15 protein-coding genes are annotated in these 20,246 nt (G+C 59.4%); 6 read left to right on the top strand and 9 right to left on the bottom strand.

From position 1 onward, the window contains the following. Positions 1–12: 12 nt before the first annotated feature. Positions 13–225 (top strand): SPOR domain-containing protein, encoded by a 213-nt coding sequence (locus EWV35_RS06285; RefSeq protein ID WP_129659190.1) that lies wholly within the window; start codon positions 13–15, stop codon positions 223–225. A 19-nt stretch (positions 226–244) separates the two neighbouring features. Here EWV35_RS06285 and panB read toward each other — a convergent pair whose 3' ends face one another. After that, positions 245–1,108 carry a 3-methyl-2-oxobutanoate hydroxymethyltransferase gene (gene panB, locus EWV35_RS06280; protein WP_129659187.1) on the bottom strand — a complete coding sequence of 288 codons (864 nt, stop codon included), beginning with the start codon at positions 1,106–1,108 and terminating at the stop codon, positions 245–247. 169 nt (positions 1,109–1,277) lie between these two features. On the opposite strand from panB, the gene glnA (EWV35_RS06275) reads away from it, so the two are divergent. Both glnA (EWV35_RS06275) and EWV35_RS06270 read left to right on the top strand, forming a co-directional pair. Continuing rightward, the gene (gene glnA / locus EWV35_RS06275; protein WP_129360938.1) at positions 1,278–2,618 is read left to right on the top strand and encodes a type I glutamate--ammonia ligase; all 1,341 of its coding nucleotides are present in this window, start codon (positions 1,278–1,280) and stop codon (positions 2,616–2,618) included. 4 nt (positions 2,619–2,622) lie between these two features. Then, positions 2,623–5,709 (top strand): bifunctional [glutamine synthetase] adenylyltransferase/[glutamine synthetase]-adenylyl-L-tyrosine phosphorylase, encoded by a 3,087-nt coding sequence (locus EWV35_RS06270; protein WP_129659184.1) that lies wholly within the window; start codon positions 2,623–2,625, stop codon positions 5,707–5,709. A 247-nt stretch (positions 5,710–5,956) separates the two neighbouring features. Here EWV35_RS06270 and EWV35_RS06265 read toward each other — a convergent pair whose 3' ends face one another. Continuing rightward, on the bottom strand, positions 5,957–9,688 hold the full coding sequence (locus EWV35_RS06265) for an HtaA domain-containing protein (RefSeq protein WP_165168403.1): 3,732 nt from the start codon (positions 9,686–9,688) through the stop codon (positions 5,957–5,959). A 204-nt stretch (positions 9,689–9,892) separates the two neighbouring features. Further along, positions 9,893–10,375: a neocarzinostatin apoprotein domain-containing protein gene (locus EWV35_RS06260; protein WP_129659179.1), complete on the bottom strand. Its 483-nt coding sequence runs from the start codon at positions 10,373–10,375 to the stop codon at positions 9,893–9,895. Between the two features lie 257 nt (positions 10,376–10,632). On the opposite strand from EWV35_RS06260, the gene EWV35_RS06255 reads away from it, so the two are divergent. Beyond that, positions 10,633–10,830, top strand: coding sequence for a hypothetical protein (locus EWV35_RS06255; protein ID WP_129659176.1), 198 nt, complete (start codon positions 10,633–10,635; stop codon positions 10,828–10,830). Between the two features lie 504 nt (positions 10,831–11,334). Here the strand turns inward: EWV35_RS06255 and glnA (EWV35_RS06250) are convergent. Continuing rightward, positions 11,335–12,759, bottom strand: coding sequence for a type I glutamate--ammonia ligase (glnA, locus tag EWV35_RS06250; protein ID WP_129659173.1), 1,425 nt, complete (start codon positions 12,757–12,759; stop codon positions 11,335–11,337). A 228-nt stretch (positions 12,760–12,987) separates the two neighbouring features. Here glnA (EWV35_RS06250) and EWV35_RS06245 point away from each other — a divergent pair, with 228 nt between their 5' ends. Further along, positions 12,988–13,464, top strand: a complete 477-nt coding sequence (locus EWV35_RS06245; protein WP_129659170.1) for an RDD family protein — start codon at positions 12,988–12,990, stop codon at positions 13,462–13,464. Between the two features lie 58 nt (positions 13,465–13,522). On the opposite strand, the gene EWV35_RS06240 is transcribed toward EWV35_RS06245, so the two are convergent. The 3 genes from EWV35_RS06240 to lipB all read right to left on the bottom strand — a co-directional run bounded on the left by EWV35_RS06240 (position 13,523) and on the right by lipB (position 16,178). Next, positions 13,523–14,269, bottom strand: coding sequence for a DUF4191 domain-containing protein (locus EWV35_RS06240; RefSeq protein ID WP_394342443.1), 747 nt, complete (start codon positions 14,267–14,269; stop codon positions 13,523–13,525). A gap of 166 nt (positions 14,270–14,435) precedes the next feature. Next, entirely contained in the window at positions 14,436–15,443 is a 1,008-nt protein-coding gene (lipA, locus tag EWV35_RS06235) for a lipoyl synthase (protein ID WP_129659167.1), read from the bottom strand. Positions 15,444–15,497: 54 nt separating this feature from the next. Then, on the bottom strand, positions 15,498–16,178 hold the full coding sequence (gene lipB / locus EWV35_RS06230; RefSeq protein WP_129659164.1) for a lipoyl(octanoyl) transferase LipB: 681 nt from the start codon (positions 16,176–16,178) through the stop codon (positions 15,498–15,500). A gap of 120 nt (positions 16,179–16,298) precedes the next feature. Here lipB and EWV35_RS06225 point away from each other — a divergent pair, with 120 nt between their 5' ends. After that, positions 16,299–17,888, top strand: a complete 1,590-nt coding sequence (locus EWV35_RS06225; protein WP_129659161.1) for a protein kinase domain-containing protein — start codon at positions 16,299–16,301, stop codon at positions 17,886–17,888. A 3-nt stretch (positions 17,889–17,891) separates the two neighbouring features. On the opposite strand, the gene EWV35_RS06220 is transcribed toward EWV35_RS06225, so the two are convergent. Together EWV35_RS06220 and sucB are read right to left on the bottom strand one after the other, a co-directional pair. After that, a complete protein-coding gene (locus EWV35_RS06220) occupies positions 17,892–18,242 on the bottom strand; it encodes a hypothetical protein (RefSeq protein WP_129659158.1) in 351 nt (116 codons plus the stop codon). Positions 18,243–18,408: 166 nt separating this feature from the next. Continuing rightward, positions 18,409–20,217, bottom strand: coding sequence for a 2-oxoglutarate dehydrogenase, E2 component, dihydrolipoamide succinyltransferase (sucB, locus tag EWV35_RS06215; RefSeq protein WP_129659155.1), 1,809 nt, complete (start codon positions 20,215–20,217; stop codon positions 18,409–18,411). Positions 20,218–20,246 lie beyond the last annotated feature (29 nt).

Below are 20,246 nucleotides of genomic sequence, written 5' to 3'. Positions count from 1 at the left end.
GGAGGTCACCCCATGGGTACCAACGGAAGCGCGCACGTCCCGGAAGACCAGCAATTTTGGTTCAACACGTATACGCACACGGTCGAACAAGGCGCCCAATCGGACTATCGGCAACTTCTCGGGCCGTACAGCTCCCGCGAGGAAGCGCAAAACGCCTTGAACATAGCTAAAGAACGCAATGAAAAATGGGATGAAGACGACGCACGATGGAAGGGTGAAGCCTGATCAGACAGTGATCAAGCGCTCAGTCCTCGAAGACGTGCTCGGGAGCAGGGAAACTGCCGTCGAGCACGTCTTTTCTGTATGCACCGGCTGCATCGGCGATCACGGATCGCAGGTCTGCATACTTTTTGACGAACCGAGGTACCTTTCCTTCGGTGAGTCCCATCATGTCCTGCCACACCAGGACCTGTCCGGTCGTGGACCCGCCCGCGCCGATACCTACGGTCGGGACATCGATCCCGTCCACGACGGCTTCGACGGCCGGGCTGGCCGTCATCTCGATGAGCACCGCAAAAGCGCCGGCCTCGGCGAGGGCCCGAGCGTCCACGAGGAGTCGCTCGGCGGCGTCGTCCCGGCCCTGCACGCGAAATCCTCCCAAAGCGTTGGTCGCTTGCGGGGTGAAACCGATGTGAGCCATGACGGGGATTCCCGCCTGGACCATCGCTTCGACGTGTTCGGCGTAGTAGGCGCTGCCTTCCATCTTGACGGCGTGAGCCCCGCCTTCCTTCATGAGTCTGACCGAACTGGCGACGGCCTGTGCAGGGGACTGTTCGTAGCTCCCGAACGGCAAGTCGACGACGACCATTGCCCGGGTTGCGGCACCTGAGACGGCTCGGGTCAAAGGAATCAACTCGTCCAAAGTCACCGGGACGGTCGACTCGTAACCGTAGACGGTGTTGCCCGCCGAATCCCCGATGAGCAGAACCTCGATTCCGGCCTCGTCGAAGACCGCCGCGGTCAAGGCGTCATAACAGGTCAACATTGAGAATCGTTGCCCTCGGTCTTTGCAGCGTTGCAGATGAGTGGTTCTTACTCGTCGAACCGAGCTGAGCCAGTCGCTGGCGTCGGAATGTGTGTGGTCAGTGTCCTGGAGGTACGAAGCCATGCCGATCAGTCTACGCGCGGTCTCCTCCAACGATGTGGCAGTTTTGCATAGTTGAAGGCTCCTTTACGGCGTATTCGTGCCGCTTCGCGAATTGGTCGAGGTGCGCACGCCCTCAGGATAGAGTTGGCCTAGGTTAGCCAGCGCGGCACGTCGACCATGGAGGAGTGTCATGGACCGTCAGCAGGAATTTGTTCTTCGCACCATCGAGGAAAGAGATGTGCGTTTCGTTCGCATGTGGTTCACCGACGTCGTCGGTACCCTCAAATCCGTGGCGCTCGCGCCCGCAGAGGTCGAGACGGTGTTCGAAGAGGGGCTCGGCTTCGATGGCTCATCCATCGAAGGCCTGTCCCGGGTCCACGAATCCGATATGCTCCTTCAACCGGATCCCTCGACATTCCAGCTTCTCCCGTGGCGTGGCGAGACCGAACCGACTTCGCGCATGTTCTGTGACATCCTCACCCCGGACGGCGAACCCTCATCCGCCGACTCGCGCGGTGTGCTCAAGCGAATCCTGTCCAAGGCCGGCGACATGGGATTCACCTGCTACACCTCGCCCGAAATCGAGTTCTATCTCCTGAAGTCCCAGGAGCTCAGTGCAGAAGGCACCCCCGTTCCCGTGGACCGGGAAGGCTACTTCGACCACGTGTATGGGGGAGTCGTCCAGGATTTCCGACGTCGAGCCGTCACGATGCTCGAGGCGGTCGGCATCTCGGTTGAATTCAGCCACCATGAAGGCGGACCGGGACAGAACGAAATTGATCTACGGCACGCCGACGCGTTGCAAACCGCGGACAACATCATGACTTTCCGTTCGGTCATCAAGGAAGTCGCCTTCTCGCAGGGAATCTATGCGACGTTCATGCCCAAACCGTTCACGGAATTTCCCGGCTCCGGTATGCACACGCATTTCTCCCTCTTCGAAGGAGACACAAACGCGTTTTTCGAAGCCGGGGCCGAGTACCAGCTGTCCCAGACGGCGCGTCACTTCATTGCGGGTGTGCTGCGGCACGCCCCGGAATTCACGTCCGTGACCAACCAATTCGTGAATTCTTACAAGCGTCTGTGGGGTGGAGGAGAAGCTCCGAGCTATCTGTCCTGGGGTCACAACAACCGTTCCGCGCTGGTGCGTGTGCCTCTGTACAAGCCCAACAAGATGCAGTCGGCTCGCATCGAATACCGGGGCATCGATTCGGCCGTCAACCCATACCTAGGTTACGCGGTGATCCTTGCCGCGGGCCTCAAAGGGATAGAGAACGAATACGAGCTGTCCGAGGCAGAGGCCGAGGACGTCGCATCCATGAGCGCGGCCGAAAGGCGCAGTTTGGGGCACAGCCCCCTCCCGTCGTCCCTGCACGATGCGATCCGCCAGACCGAAGAGTCAGAATTCATGGCAGAGACCCTGGGGGAGCAGGTATTCAATCAGTTCTTGCGCAATAAGCAGGACGATTGGACGGCTTATCGCATGGAAGTGACCCCGTACGAACTCAAGTACAACCTGGGCCTTCTGTAGCACCATGGGCGAGCAGGAAAGACCCCGGGAAGGCACCGGTCACGAGGCCAAGCGGCGGCTGGCCGCGGTCGGATTCAACGATTTGAGCGGCGCCAACCGATGGCTGGAATCGGATGAACTGAGAGACGTCGATAAAGCCAAACTGCTCGAGGGCCTGGCGCTCAGCCCTTCCCCGGACATGGCGCTCAAAGCGGTCGTCCGCATGCTGACTGATGCCCCGGAGTTGAGCCAACACATTGCCCGCGGCCAGGAGGCAGCGGGTCTGTTCCGGGTGCTCGGCGCATCTGAGGCACTCGGTGAGTTCCTCATGCGCTACCCTGAGCATCTCGGCATCTTCGACGAGCCCCCTCGGCCCTTGCCTGACGTTGAAGTCTCGGACCTGAACGATCGTTACCGCCGTGCAATGCTTGAGGCCGTCGGCGCCGACCCCGAATCCGAGCAACCCATTGCACGAATTACCGGCGACGATGCGAAGCTCGCCGTCAGAACCACTTATCGTGAGTACCTGACTCGAATAGCGCTGGCGGATCTCACCTCCGAGGACCCTATAGAGGACATGCCCAAGGTCGGCGCCGCGCTCGCGGACCTGGCGGGGGCAGCTCTCGAGGGGGCGTTGGCCGTCGCCAGGGCCGAGATCTCTGAGAACGAACCCGCCGTGGCTTCCGTGGACCTGACCATTATTGCGATGGGAAAGTGCGGAGCTCGCGAGCTCAATTACATTTCCGACGTCGACGTTGTTTACGCGGTAGGACCCTCCTCGGCCGATGTCCGCGGAGATCTCGAGGAACCCGATGAGGAGGTCATGGGCCGGATTGGCACCGAACTGGTCAAGGCCCTGACGAAAGTGGTTTACGGGGTCGGCCCCGAGCCTGGCCTCTGGGAAGTCGATGCAAACCTCCGTCCGGAAGGCAAAGACGGTCCGTTGGTCAGGAGCATCGATTCACACCGGAGGTATTACGACCGGTGGGCCGAGAACTGGGAATTCCAGGCATTGCTCAAGGCACGCCCCGTCGCAGGTTCCCGGCGTCTGGGTGAAGAGTACGTTCACGCAATTGCGCCGTTCGTGTGGGAAGCATCTGGTCGGGAGAATTTTGTGGATTCCGTCCAGTCCATGCGCCGTCGGGTGACCGACAATATACCGTCGGAAGAGCGTGAGCGACAGATCAAACTGGGGCCAGGCGGGCTGAGGGACGTGGAGTTCACGGTCCAGCTTCTGCAACTGGTTCACGGCCGGACGGACGAGAGCGTCCGGATGCGATCGACCACGGCGGCACTTTCCGCGTTGCGTGACCGGTCCTATGTGGGACGCGATGCCTCGGGGAGTCTGGGCTACGAATATCGGTGGCAGCGCACGCTCGAGCACCGTATCCAACTGCTCCATCTGCGGCGTACGCACCTCATGCCGGTCAAGGAAGCCGAGCAGGCGGCCGTCGCCAGGGGAATGCGCGGGAATTCCGATCGGACTCGGTTCACCCCCGATGATCTGCTCAAACAACGGAAACGATCGCAGCGTACGGTGCGCGGGCTCCACGAACGTCTCTTCTTCCGTCCGCTGCTTGCGGCGGTTTCCAAGCTGTCCGTCGATGAGGTTGCTCTGACGCCGGAGGCGGCCCAAGACCGACTGTCAGCTTTGGGCTACCTGGACCCGCGTGGGGCCATGCGCCATATCGAAGCCCTGACAAAAGGCCTCTCACGACGCGCCGAAATCCAGCGGACCATACTGCCGGTGCTCCTCGGTTGGTTCGCCCGCGGCGTCGACCCCGACGCCGGTTTGCTGGGGTTCCGCCGAGTCTCCGAGTCACTGGGGCAAACCCAGTGGTACTTGCGCATGCTGCGTGATTCGCCCGCGGCCGCTGAGCGCCTGTGCGCGGTTCTGTCGAGTTCCCGGTTCATCACGGATCTCCTGGAAGACGAACCGGAATCGATTTCGTGGCTGGACCGGGACGAAAGGCTGCGGCCTGAGCCTTTCGAAAACTTGTGGTCCGAAATCCGTTCGAAAATTTCACGCCACCCGGACGCAATGTCAGCGATCCGGATGATTCGGCTTATTCGCCGCCGCGAGATCCTGCGCATCGCCCTGGGCGAGGCGGTTGGCGTGACCGATTTGAATGACGTGATGGAAGGGCTGGCTCACGCGGATCAAGCGACCATTTTGGGGGCCCTCCACACCGCGGAACGCGAGTTGTACCAGGAGAAGGGCGAAGAGGTCCTGACCGATGTTGCCGTGATCGGGATGGGGCGCCAAGGTGGCGCGGAGATCGGTTACGGCTCCGATGCCGACGTCATGTATGTGCATCAACCGCGGAGCGGCGCTGACCACGGCAAGGCCGTTGCTCAGGCCAACACCCTGATCAATCGGATGACCCAGTTGCTGAAGATTCCCATGAAGCCCGCGATACGTGCCGAGAAGACACTGGAAATTGATGCCGATCTTCGACCCGAGGGCAAATCCGGGCCCATGGTTCGTACCTTGGATTCATTCGCGGAGTATTACGAGCGTTGGGCTGATACCTGGGAGTACCAAGCATTGCTCCGTGCACGGCCTCTGGCAGGTTCTGCCGAAGTGGCGGAGAAATTCATCCGACTCATCAATCCTTATCGTTACCCGAAGAATGTTTCGGAGGATCAAATCCGGCAAATACAGCGTATGAAGGCGCGGGTGGAGGCCGAAAGGATGCCCCGAGGCGCTGATCCCGCGCGTCAGGTCAAACTTGGTCGTGGCGGGCTGAGCGACATCGAATGGCTCACGCAACTGATTCAGCTCGAGCACGCGCACGAGAATCCGGGACTCAAGACCACGAGCACCCTGCGAGCTCTGGAAGAGGCCGTCAAGTTGGAGATCGTCGCTGCCGAAGACGCCGCGATCCTTGAATCGGCTTGGAGGCTGGCGACACGTATCCGTGGGGGCAACGTTCTGCGAAATGGTCGTGCCTCTGATTCGTTGCCGTCTTCACGGAAGGACCTTGAAGCGATCGCCCGGTGGAGCGGATACGAACCGGGCAGCGCCGCGATCCTGGAGGAAGACTACCTGCGACTCACGCGACGCGCCCGGTCGATCTTCGAGACGTTGTTCTACGGGCATCTGGAATAGTCGCCCACGGCTTCGGGGGTCGGTGAGGTTCGGTCCGAAAGTGTGAATCGGTGTGTGGACGTCCCGGTAAGCACGAGCCGGCCGTAAGCGAATCCTTACGGCCGATTTCGTGGCAGGAGATCCTGCCAGTCTACGACTCAGAATAGGGCCGAGGGCCACCGTAGAACGGTGGCCCTCGGTTTATGCGAGGTCCGATTCGTTTGACCCGCGGACTGGGATTTTCAGAACTGGCGACCTTGGCACCAGGTCAGCCCCTGTGCCGGGGCCTCCCCGAGTGAGCAGGACGTCGTCGTAGCACCAGCCACACGGCCACGGCACCCAGCGAAAGGAACATGAGCGCTATGGTCAGGACGCTCGCGATCTGGGCACCGGTGTGTGCCAGTCCGTCTGCGTGGCCGCCCTTGTCGGTCGACTCCTGCGTAGGTGAAGCAGCGCCCTGGTCAGACGCCTCATCACCTTGTCGGCCGGAGTCTTTCGCACCTTCTTGAGCACTCCGGCTCGGCTCCGTACGGGTCGATGTGCCGTTCTGATCGTGACCGGTTGTCTGCCCGGTTCCGGTCGTCTGGCCGGTTTCGGTCGAATGATCGGCTCCTGACCCCGGGGTCGTTACAGATGCGGACGGGCCCGTGTGTGCTGAAGGCTCCTGGGACGGGGCCGTCTTCCCTTGCACGGGGTCGGGGCTTTCGGTTCGCGAATCCGAAGCCTCGTTCCCCGAATCCGTCGGCTGTTTCTCCGGGGCCGACGGCGCCACTGCGCGGGCCGTCGGTCCGGTGGAAGGCGCGGGCGGTTCCTTAACCGGTTTCTCCTTGTCCGGCGGCGTCGGGGTCTCCGCAGTGGCTTTCAGCGTGACCTGGAACGGCGAACCTGGCTTCTTGGGGTCCCCGGATCCGCCCGAGGAGTACCAGTAGGAGGAGAGGCCTGTGGTCAGCTGGAAGTCGACCATGGATTGGGGCCATGATCCCCAGTTTTCCCCGTCGGTTTTTTGGGGTGTGGCGGCCTCGGGCAGGTTGACCTTCACTCCCGCGTAGTTGGGGGAGATGGAGGTGGTGCCTCTGAGATCCAGACCGGTTCCGAGTGGGAAGGTGGCCAGTTCGACGTCCTTCCTGTCTTGGACCTGTTTCTTATGGAAGGGATCGTCCTGGGACGAACCATAGCCGGACAGGTCGCCGATCAGCCGTCCTTGACCGTGCGCATCGGTTTGCAGGCGCAGATTGTTCACCGTGAAGGGAACGAGACCGTCGTAGAAGTTGACGCTGAACGCACCTTTCCACCGGATTTCGCCGGAGCCATCCGCATTCAGATGGCCGGAGCCGTTGCTGAGTCGGATAGCCTGTTCGAGGTTGGGATCCCCGACGTGGGCTGCCCTGGACTCCCAATCCACTGATGAGGTCGCCCCATCACGTTTCTGGCGAATCACGGTCACGTCATCCTCGGAGGACTTGTAGGAGTCTTTGGTGCCGTGCGAGGTGCCTGCGGACAGGTAGTTCGCGGTGCCGAACGGAGGTTTTTCCTGGACGATTCCGCTGATGCCCCATTGGAAGGTTGCGCCCTCGACATTGATCCCTTCCGAAGGAATCTCGGTGCGGGGGTGGACGGTCAGCGTTGCCGGATCGGAATAGACAGGATCGTGGCCTTCGGCGACGGCTTTGACACGGTATTCCGTTCCGGACTTGGCCTCGGCAACATCGTTCAAGGTCAGCGTAGTCAGGCTGCCCTCGCCCTGAACATTCTCGGCCTGCACCGCTTCCCATGGACCGCCGTGGGAGCGCTCTTCCCAAGTTAACGCGGGCTCGGGAATACCTTGGGCCGTAGCCCGGAACACGGCCTTGTTACCGGAAAGAACATCCAACGAGGTCGGCTGAGCGATGAACGAAGGAGTCTGGCGAAGAGTCAGGGCCGCTTCGTCACTGACGACGGAGCCGTAGGCATTCGTCAGCACGGCCCGGTAAACCGAGTCCCGGTCTGAGGCATGTGCATTGATCTCGAGCCTACGTGTGGTGGCGCCCGGAATATCCACGAACCTGAGCTCTCCGGGTTTCTTGACCTGCCAGCGGATCGAATCGACGTCCTTGCCATTGACTGTGAAGTCAAGGTCCATGGAATCCTCGGTGCCCAAGTTCACTGATTTCGATTGCGGGCTTTCGAGTACCTGCGGTGTATACCCCTTGAGGTCAAACCGACGAACACCGGGAAGACCTGTCTCAGGATCCATGACCTGCATGATGAGGTCACCGTCTCTGGTGACGTCCAGTGTGTTGTTGTTTTCCGTGACTCGTTGAGTTTCCGGGAACGTGTATGTTTTCAAGAGTTTACTGTCCCGAACTGCATACACGTCTTGGGAGTAGAAGTCGAGAAGGTATTCAATATTCTCTCGGTTATAAAATTGGAGTGACTTTGGGGAATTTGTCTTGTCAGATATTCGGGTGGGTTTACGTGTGACATTTGCTTTGCCATCGACTATATCAATGGTAGCCAAACTGTTTCCAAACCTGTTTCCGTATAACCTTACCGATCCGTCTTTGGTCGTCTTCGCATTCTCAAAACCAGTCCGTACCTCTTGTCCGTAGAAGGTCACAGGGTCAGCAATGGTCCCGGGTATATATTCTGCCGACATCTCGGACGGGTTGATTCGCATAACGGGGACGGGAATCCCGCGACCATCGGGGAAAATATATCCGCCTTCGGCCGAGGGTAGAACGATGGAACCGTCCCGTAGTACGGCGAGGTTCCCATCGTGTGCTGGATTCGTGAGAAGTCCATTGAAAGGATCGTATTCTGTGGAATGATCTCCCAAGCCCGGGACTTCGGTTGGCGCCATAACAGGTCCGGCATGAGTCCATGCGCCTGTTCGTGGGTTTATCCATGTGAGGTGAGCCCCGTACTTGCCGTTTGGCTCCTTGACTGAGGTCAGGAACAGGAAGCTGCTCTTTGTGCCGTCCCAAGTGAGTCGCCCGAACTCGTCTCCGGGCGTCTCGGTCCGGGAAATTTCGCGGCTCTTCAGCTGGCCCTTATCCTCCTCATACTCGGTAGCGAAAGCAATGACCTCAAGGGAGGAAGCAGAATCTGATGCCTTGCGCTTGACTGCCAGCGATATCAGCGAACCGCGCGTAGGATCGATCATGTTGAGCTCTTGGGAATCCGGTGTCGATGGCACCGTGGTTTGGCCCAGCTCTCGGAGCGACGTCGCATCCAAGGCGGTTATTCTCCTGCCATCCGGCGCGGCTTCCAAGCTCATGTCGATCACATAGATCAGGTTGTGCTCCTCATCGAGCTGCACGTCCCTCTGCCCCTTTTCGAAGGTCCTCCCAACGGACGTGAACTCCTTGACCCATGCGGCGCCCGGCTCAAAATGCGGGGTCCTGGGATTGTTGAACTGCTCCTCAATCTCCGGTACACCACTCGGCCCGGTGTAGTGGAATTCGAGGTCGTCAAATCGCGTACCTCCCGGATAAAGTGCGAAGTCAGCACCGCTAGCGGTGGACAACCCGGACCAAGAGACCTGATCGTCGTGCTGGTCCAGAGACCCGGTCGACAGGTCGATTTTCGCGAGAACGATGTCCTTGTTGGTAATCATTGCTGAACCGTTGAGTCCGCCAGGATCTTCACGTGGCCACCCGGTGTAGTCGCCTCGGATGACCTGCTCTGTCTTGGAAATATCAAGGCGCAGGTTTGAGAACTCGCTATCCAGGAGGCACTCCTCCATGAGACGCGGATCAGGCTGTTCGGTATTTTTGGAACAGTAGGACTTGTATCGTGCTTTTCCTCGGAGATCGAGGTGGAGACTATTGGTGCCCGAGTCGAAGGTTCCGGAGCGGATGGGCCATGTGTACTCGCCCTGGTGGGGGCCTTCGCGGATAACTTCGACCCCATCGTCGAGGATGGCACCGGGTCCGATGTAGTTTCTCCAGGACTGTTTGATTCCCCAGATAACGTGACCTTCAGAAATGGGTGTTTGGTCCGCCCGAGCGGGGGACGCCACGAACAGTAAGCCAGAAACGGCCAGGACGAGAGACGTTAAAATGGAAATCGTCCCCGAAATTGATCTTCGTAAGTGCGAGAGTTTCAATGAAGTGTCCTTGAATTAATATAGCGTGGAAGGCGGTCCCGAGAAATCTCTCAGAACCGCCTTCCATAAAAACGCGCAATACGCTGTCACCAGTGACAGAATATCGGAAGCGTATAGTTACTTGACGCTAAACGTCGTGCTGTCGCCGGCTTGTTTTCCGATATATCCCGTCGAATGCGGAGCTACTGTAACGATCTCTGTGGAGAAATCCTCGGTGAAATCGAGCTTCTTTTTGATACCGGGGACGGGAATGTTTTTGTGAACGTTCTCTCCTTGTGAAACTAGGGTGATTTTGGTGGTGATGCGTCCGAAGGCGTCTGCGACGACGTCCTTGTAATTTGTGCAACCTGGGATGCCGCTCCAGTGAGTCTGGTACAGGCACTGGCCGACCTTGTACGTGACTCCCGGCCGCAGGCCGGACTGGTTGACGGTGATCGTGTCGCCATGGCGATAGGTCGCCTTCTGGTCGACAATCGAAATGTTGTTCAAATCGGTGGTGCTCAGCGCGTTGGCCGGTTGTGCCATGACTGCCGATCCCGCGACGAGCGCGAGGGTGCTCCCGGCCACTGCGGCCATGCGCTTGAAGGCAGAGGGTTTCATTCTCGAAACCACCTTTCGCTAGTAATCGTTCGAATCACGTTCGGTTCTCGTCAGAGTCCGACCGCGCACCCAGATCGCCTCCAAATCAGGCAAGTAAGGGTAACCTTAAGATAGGACCAGGGAAGCCTTTGCACAATAGTTGCGGGCCGGACGCCTAGAGATTTGAAATATGCCCTCATCAAACCCATGTCATGTTCTGTCACATCCGGGGTTGGTGATCTATGGCACTTCCGTCGATGCCAGCGCATACTGATCCTATGAAACGCAAAATTCTGGTTTTCGTGGCGTTGGCGATCACGATCCTGTACGGCGCCAGTTTTGGTGCCTTGCAGCCGGATGTTCCCAAGGGGTATGCGCCGATCGGTGGTGCGGTGGTTGCTCTAATGTGGATCGCCGTCGGCATGTTCGGTCACGCCCGAGATCGTCGTTCCGACGGCTCGGAAAAGGGGCACTGATCCGGAGCCCTATCGTTGGGCTAGCGTGAGGTAGGGGAGCTCCCTGCCTCCCGTCTCTTATGGATTCGGTGGACTGGCTTGCCCGTACGCTCGCTCTGTCACTGCATGCGTTGAGTGGCGCCAGAAACTTAGTTTGCCGCTCCGGCGTGGAAAGTTGTCCGACCGGTACCGGGGTCGGCTAGCCCAGGGCCAAGGCCGTGGGTGGCGCATGCGTACTAGTCCTTGCCGGGGGAGGCAACTAAACCAGATTTTCGATATGAATTTCTGCCGGTTGGCGGCAACCCTGGAAGCGATGAACTGCTGGAGGGCGGGCGTCATCGCTCCTACTGCCTTTTGCCGGGCACGTACGTACATCCGCTCGTTGACGATGGTGAGGGTATCCGGTAGGCAGCCGGATCGGCGAGACGACGACATACCCTACACATGGGGATATACACAAAAATCGGGGGTAGCGCATAATGCGCTACCCCCCCGAAATTTCAGGCATGCAAGCTTGAGCGGAAATCAGACCCCGTAGTAGAGCTGGAACTCCAACGGGTGCGGGACCAGCGAGAGCGGCTCCAACTCGTTCTCGCGCTTGTAGTCGATCCACGTCTGGATCAGGTCTTCGGTGAAGACGTCCCCGGCCAGCAAGAATTCGTGATCCTGCTCCAGGGCTTCAAGAGCCTCGTCGAGGCTAGCAGGTGCCGTCTTGATGTCCTTGGCCTCCTCAGGGGGCAGTTCGTAGAGGTCTTTGTCAATCGGCTCCGGGGGCTCGATGCGGTTACGAATACCGTCCAGGCCGGCCATGAGCTGAGCGGCGAACGCCAGATACGGATTGCACGAGGGGTCGGGTGCCCGGAATTCGAGTCGCTTCGCCTTGGGGTTGGACCCGGTGATCGGGATACGGATGCCGGCAGAGCGGTTGCCCTGCGAGTACACCATGTTGACAGGGGCTTCGTAGCCCTTCACCAAGCGCTTGTAGGAGTTGACCGTGGGGTTGGTGAACGCCAAAACCGAAGAAGAGTGCTCCAGCAACCCACCGATGTACCAACGGGCGACGTCAGAAAGGTTTGCGTAACCGCGCTCGTCGAAGAACAACGGCTCACCGCCCTTCCACAGCGACTGGTGACAATGCATACCCGAACCGTTGTCGCCGAAGACGGGCTTCGGCATGAAGGTCGCCGACTTGCCGAATGCGTCCGCGACGTTCTTGACAATGTATTTGAACTTCAGGAGATCGTCGGCGGCGAGCGTCATAGTGTTGTACTTGTAGTTGATTTCGGCCTGGCCGGGTGCCCCAACCTCGTGGTGCGCGCGCTCGACCTCCAAACCGACCTCGTCCAAAGTCACCGAAATGGCGTCTCTCAGGTCGGCTTGCTTGTCCTGAGGAGCAACGGGGAAATACCCGCCCTTGGTCAAAGTCTTGTTGCCGAGGTTTCCGTCTTCTTCCTTGCGGCCCGAATTCCAGGGCGCCTCGTCGGAATCCACGCGGTAAAAAGTGTGTTCAGGGGAAACCTGGTAGCGGACGTCCTCGAAGATGAAGAACTCTGCTTCGGAAGCGAAATTCGCGATATCGGCGATGCCGGTGGAATTGAGGTACGCTTCCGCGCGCTCTGCGACGCCGCGCGGATCACGATGGTAAGGATCGCCGGTGCGAGGATTGACGATCGAGCAGGTCAGGACCAGGGTTTTCTCCACGCGGAAGGGATCCACGAAAGCCGACTTGGGGTCGGGAATGAGCTGCATATCGGACTCGGCAATTCCCTGGAAACCCCGAATAGACGACCCATCGAAGAGCTGCCCGTTGACGAAGAAATCATCGTCGATGGATTTTGCCGGGAGGTTGAAGTGCTGCTGAACACCGGGAAGATCGGTGAACCGGATATCGATGAAGACGACATCCTCTTTCTGAATATAGTCCAGCACTTCCTGGGCATTTTCGAACATGGTCGGAGTTCTCCTTAGATTGCTCAACGCGATCACACCGGCCGTTCCCTCCTCAGGAACGCCCTTGTGCTTTCTGCTGCTTACGGTAGGCTCGCGACATTGCCCAGCTGTATCTGACATGTTTCAGCCGTGTAACAGACCCAGTCAATGTCGATCCAAACCGCAACGGCGTGATTGCTTGTTCAACCATAACCCGTATGGGAGTCCCACCTTGGATATCCTGGGTTCATGGCAACTGACCAAAACCCTTCTCGTTCTGAGAACCCGCATGGTCCGGAACGAGCGTCCCCGACGTCATCAGCTCGCCCGGATTATCCAGGCCAACGTTTTGGGAGACCCGAACGGGGCAAAGGCTCACTGGCGACCGTACCCTGGCGTATTCTGGCGCTGATTGTGGACTGGGTCATCTGTTTGGGAATCAGCCACCTGCTGCTCGGCTCGGGGGACTCTCTGGTGCATTCGCTGGCGCCTTCCATCGTATTCTGGGTCTACCAGGGGTTGCTCGTTGGTTTCATGGGGCACACTCTGGGGCACTTTGCATTCGGGATGCAGGTTCAGACCATTGGTGGGGAACCCGCCGGTTTCGCCAAGGCGTTTCTGCGCAGTCTCCTCGTCACCGTGGTTATTCCGATCCTGGTGGTCGACGAGGACGGACGTGGGCTGCAGGATCGAGCCGTCGGGACGCTCCTCGTCCGTATTCGCTGAGCCACTCACAAAAAGGCCCCCAACCTGACGGTTGGGGGCCTTTTTGCAATGAGCTGGCTTATCGGCCGCGCAGACCTTTACGGTCCGGTCGAGCCTTCATCGGATCCACACCCTTGGGCATCGGCATCCCCTTGTTCAAGGACGCCAAACGGTTATTCACCGCGTGTACCTCCTGTTGCGTGAGATTCTTGGAGTAGCCCTTCATGGTTTTGGTGATTTTCTTGAGGGGAACTTGCCCCTGACCATTTCCAGCCTTAATGACGTGAATCGGAACATTCGGGGCTACGCGATTGAGCTTCTTCTTCTCCTGGCTGATCAGCGAATTCACTCGGCTTGCGGGGCCCTCAGTGACCAGCACGACGCCGGGACGTCCCAACGCTCTGAAGACCAGATCCTGAGTCCGAGGGTTGACTGCAACGGGCTGCTCTTCCACGATCCAACCACGACGAAGAGTGGACAATGCTGCTCCCGCGGCACCCGTCTGCCCTTCGATCTGGCCGAATGCGGCCTTTTCGGCCCGTCGGGAAAGGATAATCACGCAAACCAGGACTGCTACGGGAATGCCGATGATGAGCCATGTTATCCAGTTGTGCAGAAGCACGCCCACGAGCAGGAAAATCAAAAGAGTCACCAAACCCGCCAGAAGGAGGATCCACGTGATGTTGGGATCCGACTTACGGGTCATGGTGAAGACTTGCTTCATCTGGGCGAAATAGCCGGGCTTGGAGCCCTTCTTCTTGCGCTTCTCTTCGCGCTTTTCCTCACGCGTGAGCTTGCCGTTCTTGGCAGACTGAGACGACACGATGTTTCCTCATTGCATTTGGGTATTGGTCGGCACTGTAGTGCCCCGGCATTCGGGACCATTCTACGGGAGGAGTACCCTCTCGCGAACTCGAGCACGACGCGAAGCGGCCCCGGGCCAGAAGACCCGGGGCGGCGCCGTATCGGAGCAGGGCGCAACCCTGCTGAAGTTACAGGCCTGCGGCGACTAGGGAGGAAGCCTCCTGGCGAGCGGATCCGGTGTCTTGGATGTGTTCCAGGTGCTCCGGGATCGGGCGTCCCATTTTTTCCATTGCCCGCGCCCAGAGGCGCCCGGCACGGTAGGACGAGCGAACCATCGGACCGGCCATAACACCCAGGAAACCGATTTCTTCGGCCGCTTCGGACAGAGCGACAAACTCTTCAGGCTTGACCCAACGATCGATGGGGTGGAAGAGGGGAGAAGGACGCAAATACTGTGTCAGAGTGATGATGTCCGTTCCCGCATCATGCAGATCGCAGAGAGCCTCGTAGACCTCATCATTGGTCTCTCCCATACCGAGGATCAAGTTCGACTTGGTGATCATCCCGCGTTCCTTGCCATGTGAAATGGTCTCGAGCGAACGCTCGTACGTGAATGCGGGGCGAATCTTCTTGAAGATGCGGGGCACGGTCTCGACGTTGTGCGCATAGACCTCAGGGCCGGCATCGACAATCATGTCCAAACGGTCTGGTTTGCCCTGAAAATCCGGGATCAAAATTTCGACGCCGGTGTTGGGGTTGTGCTCGTGAATGGCTTCGATGGTCTTGGCGTAATGCAGTGCCGATCCATCGGCGAGATCGTCACGAGCAACGCCGGTGACGGTTGCGTAGCGAAGATCCATCTGCTGGATCGAACGAGCCACCTTGAGGGGCTCCAATGGATCCAGCGGAGCGGGACGTCCCGTTGCGATATCGCAAAAATCGCAACGTCGCGTACACGTATCACCGGCAATCAGGAACGTGGCCTCACGGTCCTCCCAACATTCGTAAATATTGGGGCAACCGGCCTCTTCGCAAACGGTGTGCAAGCCCTGGCTGCGGGCCATCTTCTTGAGTTCTTGGTACTCGGGGCCCATCTTGGCGGTGTTCTTGAGCCACGAAGGCTTCTTCTCGATGGGGACCTCAGCGTTGCGCGCTTCTACGCGGAGAAGTTTGCGTCCTTCTGGGGCGATGGTCATGGTCTCTCCTTCGATGTCCACGGCTCGCCGCATAGCGGCCGGCGAATGGAACGATCAGGCTGAAGCCTGTTCGCCACGCGGGATGAATTGTGCGGCCAGGCGGTCGGCATTGGCCATAAGCTCCTGCTCAACACGGTCAACAACATCGGCCGGTGAAATGTTCCGGCCAAGTTGTTCACTGATGGTCGTGACAGACGCATCCGTGATGCCGCAGGGAATGAAGTTGGAAAATGAGGTCAGCTCGTTGCTGCAGTTCAGAGCGAACCCGTGCATCGTCGTGTTCCGAGAAACGCGGATGCCAATTGCCGCGATCTTCTTGTCCGGTTCTATGCCCTCGCCAAGCACCCACACGCCGGAACGTCCTTCGACCCGCTGCCCGTCGACGCCCAGATCACGTACGACCTTCATGAGGATTTCTTCCAGAATCCTTACGTACTTCACGACGTCTACCGGTTCGGGCAATTTGACGATGGGGTATCCCACGAGCATTCCTGGTCCGTGCCAGGTCAGTTTTCCCCCACGATCAATGGGGACGACATCGGTCCCATCAGTGGGGTACTCGTGCTTTTCGGTGCGTTTTCCCGCGGTGTATACCGGCAGGTGTTCCAAGAGCAGCACGGTGTTGTCCTGCTCTTGATTGCTGACGCGGTGGTGAATCTCTTCCTGAAGTGCGAGGGCTTCACGATAGTCCACGTACTCGGGCGCGAGACCGACCCGATTCATGACCAAAGACATGTGACTACCCTACCGCCGTGCGGTGACGCGTCTAAATTGCATGTCGAGAAAATCTTCAAAGTTTCCGGCTACCTGTGGATAACGTGATGATTGTCATCTCCGAGGGTGTACACCAGAGGCATGAATCAGACCGCGACCGGAGCACCGGGTATTGCCGACCCCGGTGCAATGGATCTGGACCAATATCGGCTCATCACAAAGATCGGGGCGGCCGAAGGCGCCTCCTTATGGTACGCCCGCCTTGGCGGGAAAGACTCTGACGGCTCAGCTTGGCTCGTCGGACGTCGCATCGACTCATCAGCAGGTTATGAAAAGGCCGCGCAGCTCCGTGCGGCTTCCGAGAGGATGATTCGTTTGTACGTTCCACCTCGAGGGGAGTCGGCAGCCTTGGCCATGACGTCACGCTCCTGGGCAAGCCACATTAATGCCCAGAGGAATTCCATGCGTCATCCCCATATCCTGCATACATACGAAGCGTCGGCCGCCGAGCCACTTTCGCCTTACTTGGTCACCGAATTCCCCGAGGGCGGGTGCTTGCAGAACGTTCTGTCGGTTCGGAAAAGACTCGAGCCGGGGGAGTGCGCTTCGGTGGTGGCTCACGTGGGGAGGGCGATCTCTTGGCTGCACAGTCAGGAAACGGCCTACGGTGATTTGTCCGCGTCACGGGTATTCCTGAGCCGTAACTCGGCGTCGCTGGTGGCGCCTCCTTGGCCTGATCCTTGGCGTCAGGACGGCTTCCGGAGGCCGGGTGACGGAAAAGCTCAGGACGTGCGCGCATTCGCGGAACTCATCTGGCTGTTGCTGACCGGCCGCCCGGCGGGAACCTGGGAAGACAGAATCCCTTTGCCTATGTCCTGTCCAAGCGCTACCAAATCGGTCGTCAAAGTACTCGAGGCCGCCCTGGGGCCGGACCCGTTTTCACGGCCGAACATTCAAGAGATGGCGTTGGTCATCCGTGGCGCTTGGGAGGCAACTCCGATAGACCTGCACTCTGTGGTCGACGAAGAATTCGCGGCGCGGTTGCCAGCGAGGCCCCAACCACAGAGGCCCAAGGGTGCCCAGCCGCAGGGATCCAAGGGCACATTGCGACGTAGCGCCCCGAAACGCCTGAGCACGCAGCGCACGGTCGTGCAGAACCGAGTCCACGATCTCTCTCGTCGTCATTGGAAGAGCTTGCTCACCCTTGCACTTTTGGCCCTCACCGCGGTTCAAGGAGGAAGTCGTTTGCTGCCGTCTCGGGACAGCCCCGACCCTGTGCCTTCGTCCAACGGGCCGAGCTCGTCGTCAACGGCCAGCCAATCAGAGGTCGCGGCCGCACGTCTTCCCCAGAGAGTTCCGGCAGAAGTCTCGGCGGCCCTGTCGGAGCTGTTCAAGATGCGCGATGACGCTCTGAGAGCGAGGGACAGTTCCCTCGTCTCGAACTATGCGACAGCAGGAAGCCAGGTGGAAAAAGGAGATATCCAACGTATTGCATTCATGAAGGCATCCTCCGTGGTGTGGCCGAATCTCGAGACGCGAATCGAGGATATCGAGGTTGAGTCCGAGTCGGAGGGGACCGCACAGGCGAAAGCACGCTTGGCCGTCACCGGATGGAGCCCACAGGACCCTGGGAACGCCGAAACCGGCGATGGAAGCCAGAGAATCGAGATTCTGCTGGAGTCCGCCGCCGGTTCGTGGAAGATGCGGTCCGTAGAGCCGGTGAGCGAGTGAGACTTAATTCCAGAGCGTCGCCACGGCGATGTTGATCAGAGAGAAACCACCAACCGCATGGGCGATCCCTGTGGAAACTTGTTCTCCGCGCTTGAATTTGCGCTGTCCAATGAAGGCTACGACCGCGATGACAAGGCCGATGACCAGTTTGACTCCCAACTTGATGTGGTCAACCGCGCCGCCTCCCATCTCGAGGAGCCCGAACATCAAGAGTCCCGTGACGACTTGCAGGAGAGCGGCGTAGAACTGGACCGGAACGACCCGAGGAGTCTTGAAGTATGCAACCCAGAGACCGAAGACCAGGGCGGCGCCGACGATGTGAAGGAACAGAAGAATAGACATAAGGACAGACATGAGTCCATTCTATGATTCGACGATCCATTTAGCGTCATTCTGTCAGCAAAATGTGTGGGGGCTCGCACTCAATGGCTGATGAGGCCTCACGCCATCGTGTTAAATGGCCGAAGCGGCCGTCCCGGTGGGACGGCCGCTTCGCCGGCTAGTGCGGATACGGACTTCTCTACAGTCCGACCTCGGACTCGAATTGGCCCTCTTCCAAACGCTTTTTGAGCGTCTGGAGGAAACGACCGGCATCGGCTCCGTCGACCAACCGGTGATCATACGTCAGCGAGAGGTAGCACATCTGGCGGATCGCGATCGTGTCATTGCCATCGGCGTCGGTCACGACGACAGGACGCTTGACGATCGTTCCGGTGCCCAGGATGGCGACCTGGGGCTGGTTGATGATCGGGGTGTCGAACAGGGCCCCGAACGAACCGATGTTGGTGATCGTAAACGTGCCACCGGACAGCTCGTCCGGTCCGATCTTGCCGGACTTGGTGCGCTCTCCGACGTCGGCGAGCTTTTTCGCCAGACCGGCCAAGTTCAGATCACCGGCGTTGGAGACTACGGGAACCAACAGACCGCGCTCGGTATCCACCGCAATCGCGATGTCCTCGGAGTCGTGGTACGTGATTTCCTTCGAATCCGCGTCGTAGGAGGCGTTCAGCTTCGGGTGCTGCTGCAGAGCCTCGGCAACGGCCTTGGCGAAGAAGGGCAAGAACGTGAGCTTTGCGCCCTCGCGCGACTGGAAGGACTGCTTGGCCCGGTCGCGCAACTTGGAAACCCGCGTCATATCCACTTCCGCGACCTGGGTCAGCTGAGCGGAGACGTCGAGGGACTCCTTCATGCGCTTGGCGATGGTCTGGCGAATGCGCGGAGCCTTTTCCGTCTTGCCGCGCTTCTCGGTGTCCACGGCCGGCGCCTTGGGGGCTTCCGAGGACTTCGAAGAAGCCTCTTCGGCCGGAGCACTGGACTCCTTCTGAGCCGGAGCCGAAGCCTTCTTGGCGTCGATAGAAGCCTGAACATCCTGCTTCCGGATGCGGCCGCCGACACCGGTTCCCTTGACGGTCGACAGGTCGATGCCTTCTTGCTTCGCCAGCTTGCGAACGAGGGGAGTCACGTAGACTTCGCCGGAACCCTGCGAAGAATCGGAGCCCTGTTCAGGAGCTTCTTTCTTCTGTTCCTCGGCCTTGGGTGCGGACTCTTCTGCCTTGGGAGTGGCCGTCGGCTGTTCTTCCTTGGCCTTTTCCTGGGCCGGCTCCTCGGACTTCTCAGGCTGAGGCGCCTGTTCCTGCTTGGGCTCGGACTTCTGCGCGGAGGAGTCCGAGGCGTCCGAAGGCGACGACGTCGCGGCGCCCTCATCGCCAACGATCGCCAGGACCTGACCGACTTCGGCTTCTTCGTCCTCGTCGACCTTGATTTCAAGCAACGTGCCGGCGACGGGGGAGGGGATCTCGGTGTCTACCTTGTCGGTGGAAACCTCGACCAGGGCCTCGTCAACCTCGACGGAATCGCCGACAGACTTGAGCCAGCGGGTCACCGTACCTTCGGTGACGGACTCACCCAGAGCGGGCAGCGTGACTTCCTGACCTTCTCCGCCGGCCGAACCCGAGGACTGCCCCTCTTCCTCAGAAGCCGCGGGAGCTTCTTCGGCCGGAGCCTCTTCCTGTGCTGGTTCCTCGGCCGGTGCTTCCTCAGCTTCGGCTTGGGACGCCGACTCGTCGGAGCCGGAGGAGTCCGATGCGCCCGAATCATCACCGATACGCACGAGCGGCGCGCCAACCTCGACCTCTTCGTCCTCGTCGACCAGAATTTCTTCAATGGTTCCGGCGACGGGGGAAGGGATCTCGGTATCGACCTTGTCGGTCGAAACTTCGACCAACGGCTCGTCGACCTCTACGGTGTCGCCGACGGACTTGAGCCAGCGGGTAACGGTTCCTTCAGTGACGGATTCGCCCAATGCGGGCAGTTCTACGGTTTCAGACATCGTCTCTTCCCGTTCTCCTTGTGAATAGT

The sequence above is a fragment of the Rothia uropygialis genome (assembly GCF_004137765.1).
In the GTDB taxonomy this organism is placed as follows: domain Bacteria; phylum Actinomycetota; class Actinomycetes; order Actinomycetales; family Micrococcaceae; genus Rothia.
Note: the sequence above shows the minus strand (reverse complement) of the source record. Positions and strands in the feature narration are given on the sequence as shown.

Coding starts and splice junctions, on each gene's coding strand:
- lipB (WP_129659164.1), bottom strand. CDS start 16,178: ATGTCTTTGGTCATGAATCGGGTCGGTCTCGCGCCCGAGTACGTGGAC.
- EWV35_RS06285 (WP_129659190.1), top strand. CDS start 13: ATGGGTACCAACGGAAGCGCGCACGTCCCGGAAGACCAGCAATTTTGG.
- sucB (WP_129659155.1), bottom strand. CDS start 20,217: ATGTCTGAAACCGTAGAACTGCCCGCATTGGGCGAATCCGTCACTGAA.
- panB (WP_129659187.1), bottom strand. CDS start 1,108: ATGGCTTCGTACCTCCAGGACACTGACCACACACATTCCGACGCCAGC.
- EWV35_RS06255 (WP_129659176.1), top strand. CDS start 10,633: ATGAAACGCAAAATTCTGGTTTTCGTGGCGTTGGCGATCACGATCCTG.
- lipA (WP_129659167.1), bottom strand. CDS start 15,443: ATGACCATCGCCCCAGAAGGACGCAAACTTCTCCGCGTAGAAGCGCGC.
- glnA (WP_129659173.1), bottom strand. CDS start 12,759: ATGTTCGAAAATGCCCAGGAAGTGCTGGACTATATTCAGAAAGAGGAT.
- EWV35_RS06245 (WP_129659170.1), top strand. CDS start 12,988: ATGGCAACTGACCAAAACCCTTCTCGTTCTGAGAACCCGCATGGTCCG.
- EWV35_RS06260 (WP_129659179.1), bottom strand. CDS start 10,375: ATGAAACCCTCTGCCTTCAAGCGCATGGCCGCAGTGGCCGGGAGCACC.
- EWV35_RS06225 (WP_129659161.1), top strand. CDS start 16,299: ATGAATCAGACCGCGACCGGAGCACCGGGTATTGCCGACCCCGGTGCA.
- glnA (WP_129360938.1), top strand. CDS start 1,278: ATGGACCGTCAGCAGGAATTTGTTCTTCGCACCATCGAGGAAAGAGAT.
- EWV35_RS06220 (WP_129659158.1), bottom strand. CDS start 18,242: ATGTCTGTCCTTATGTCTATTCTTCTGTTCCTTCACATCGTCGGCGCC.
- EWV35_RS06270 (WP_129659184.1), top strand. CDS start 2,623: ATGGGCGAGCAGGAAAGACCCCGGGAAGGCACCGGTCACGAGGCCAAG.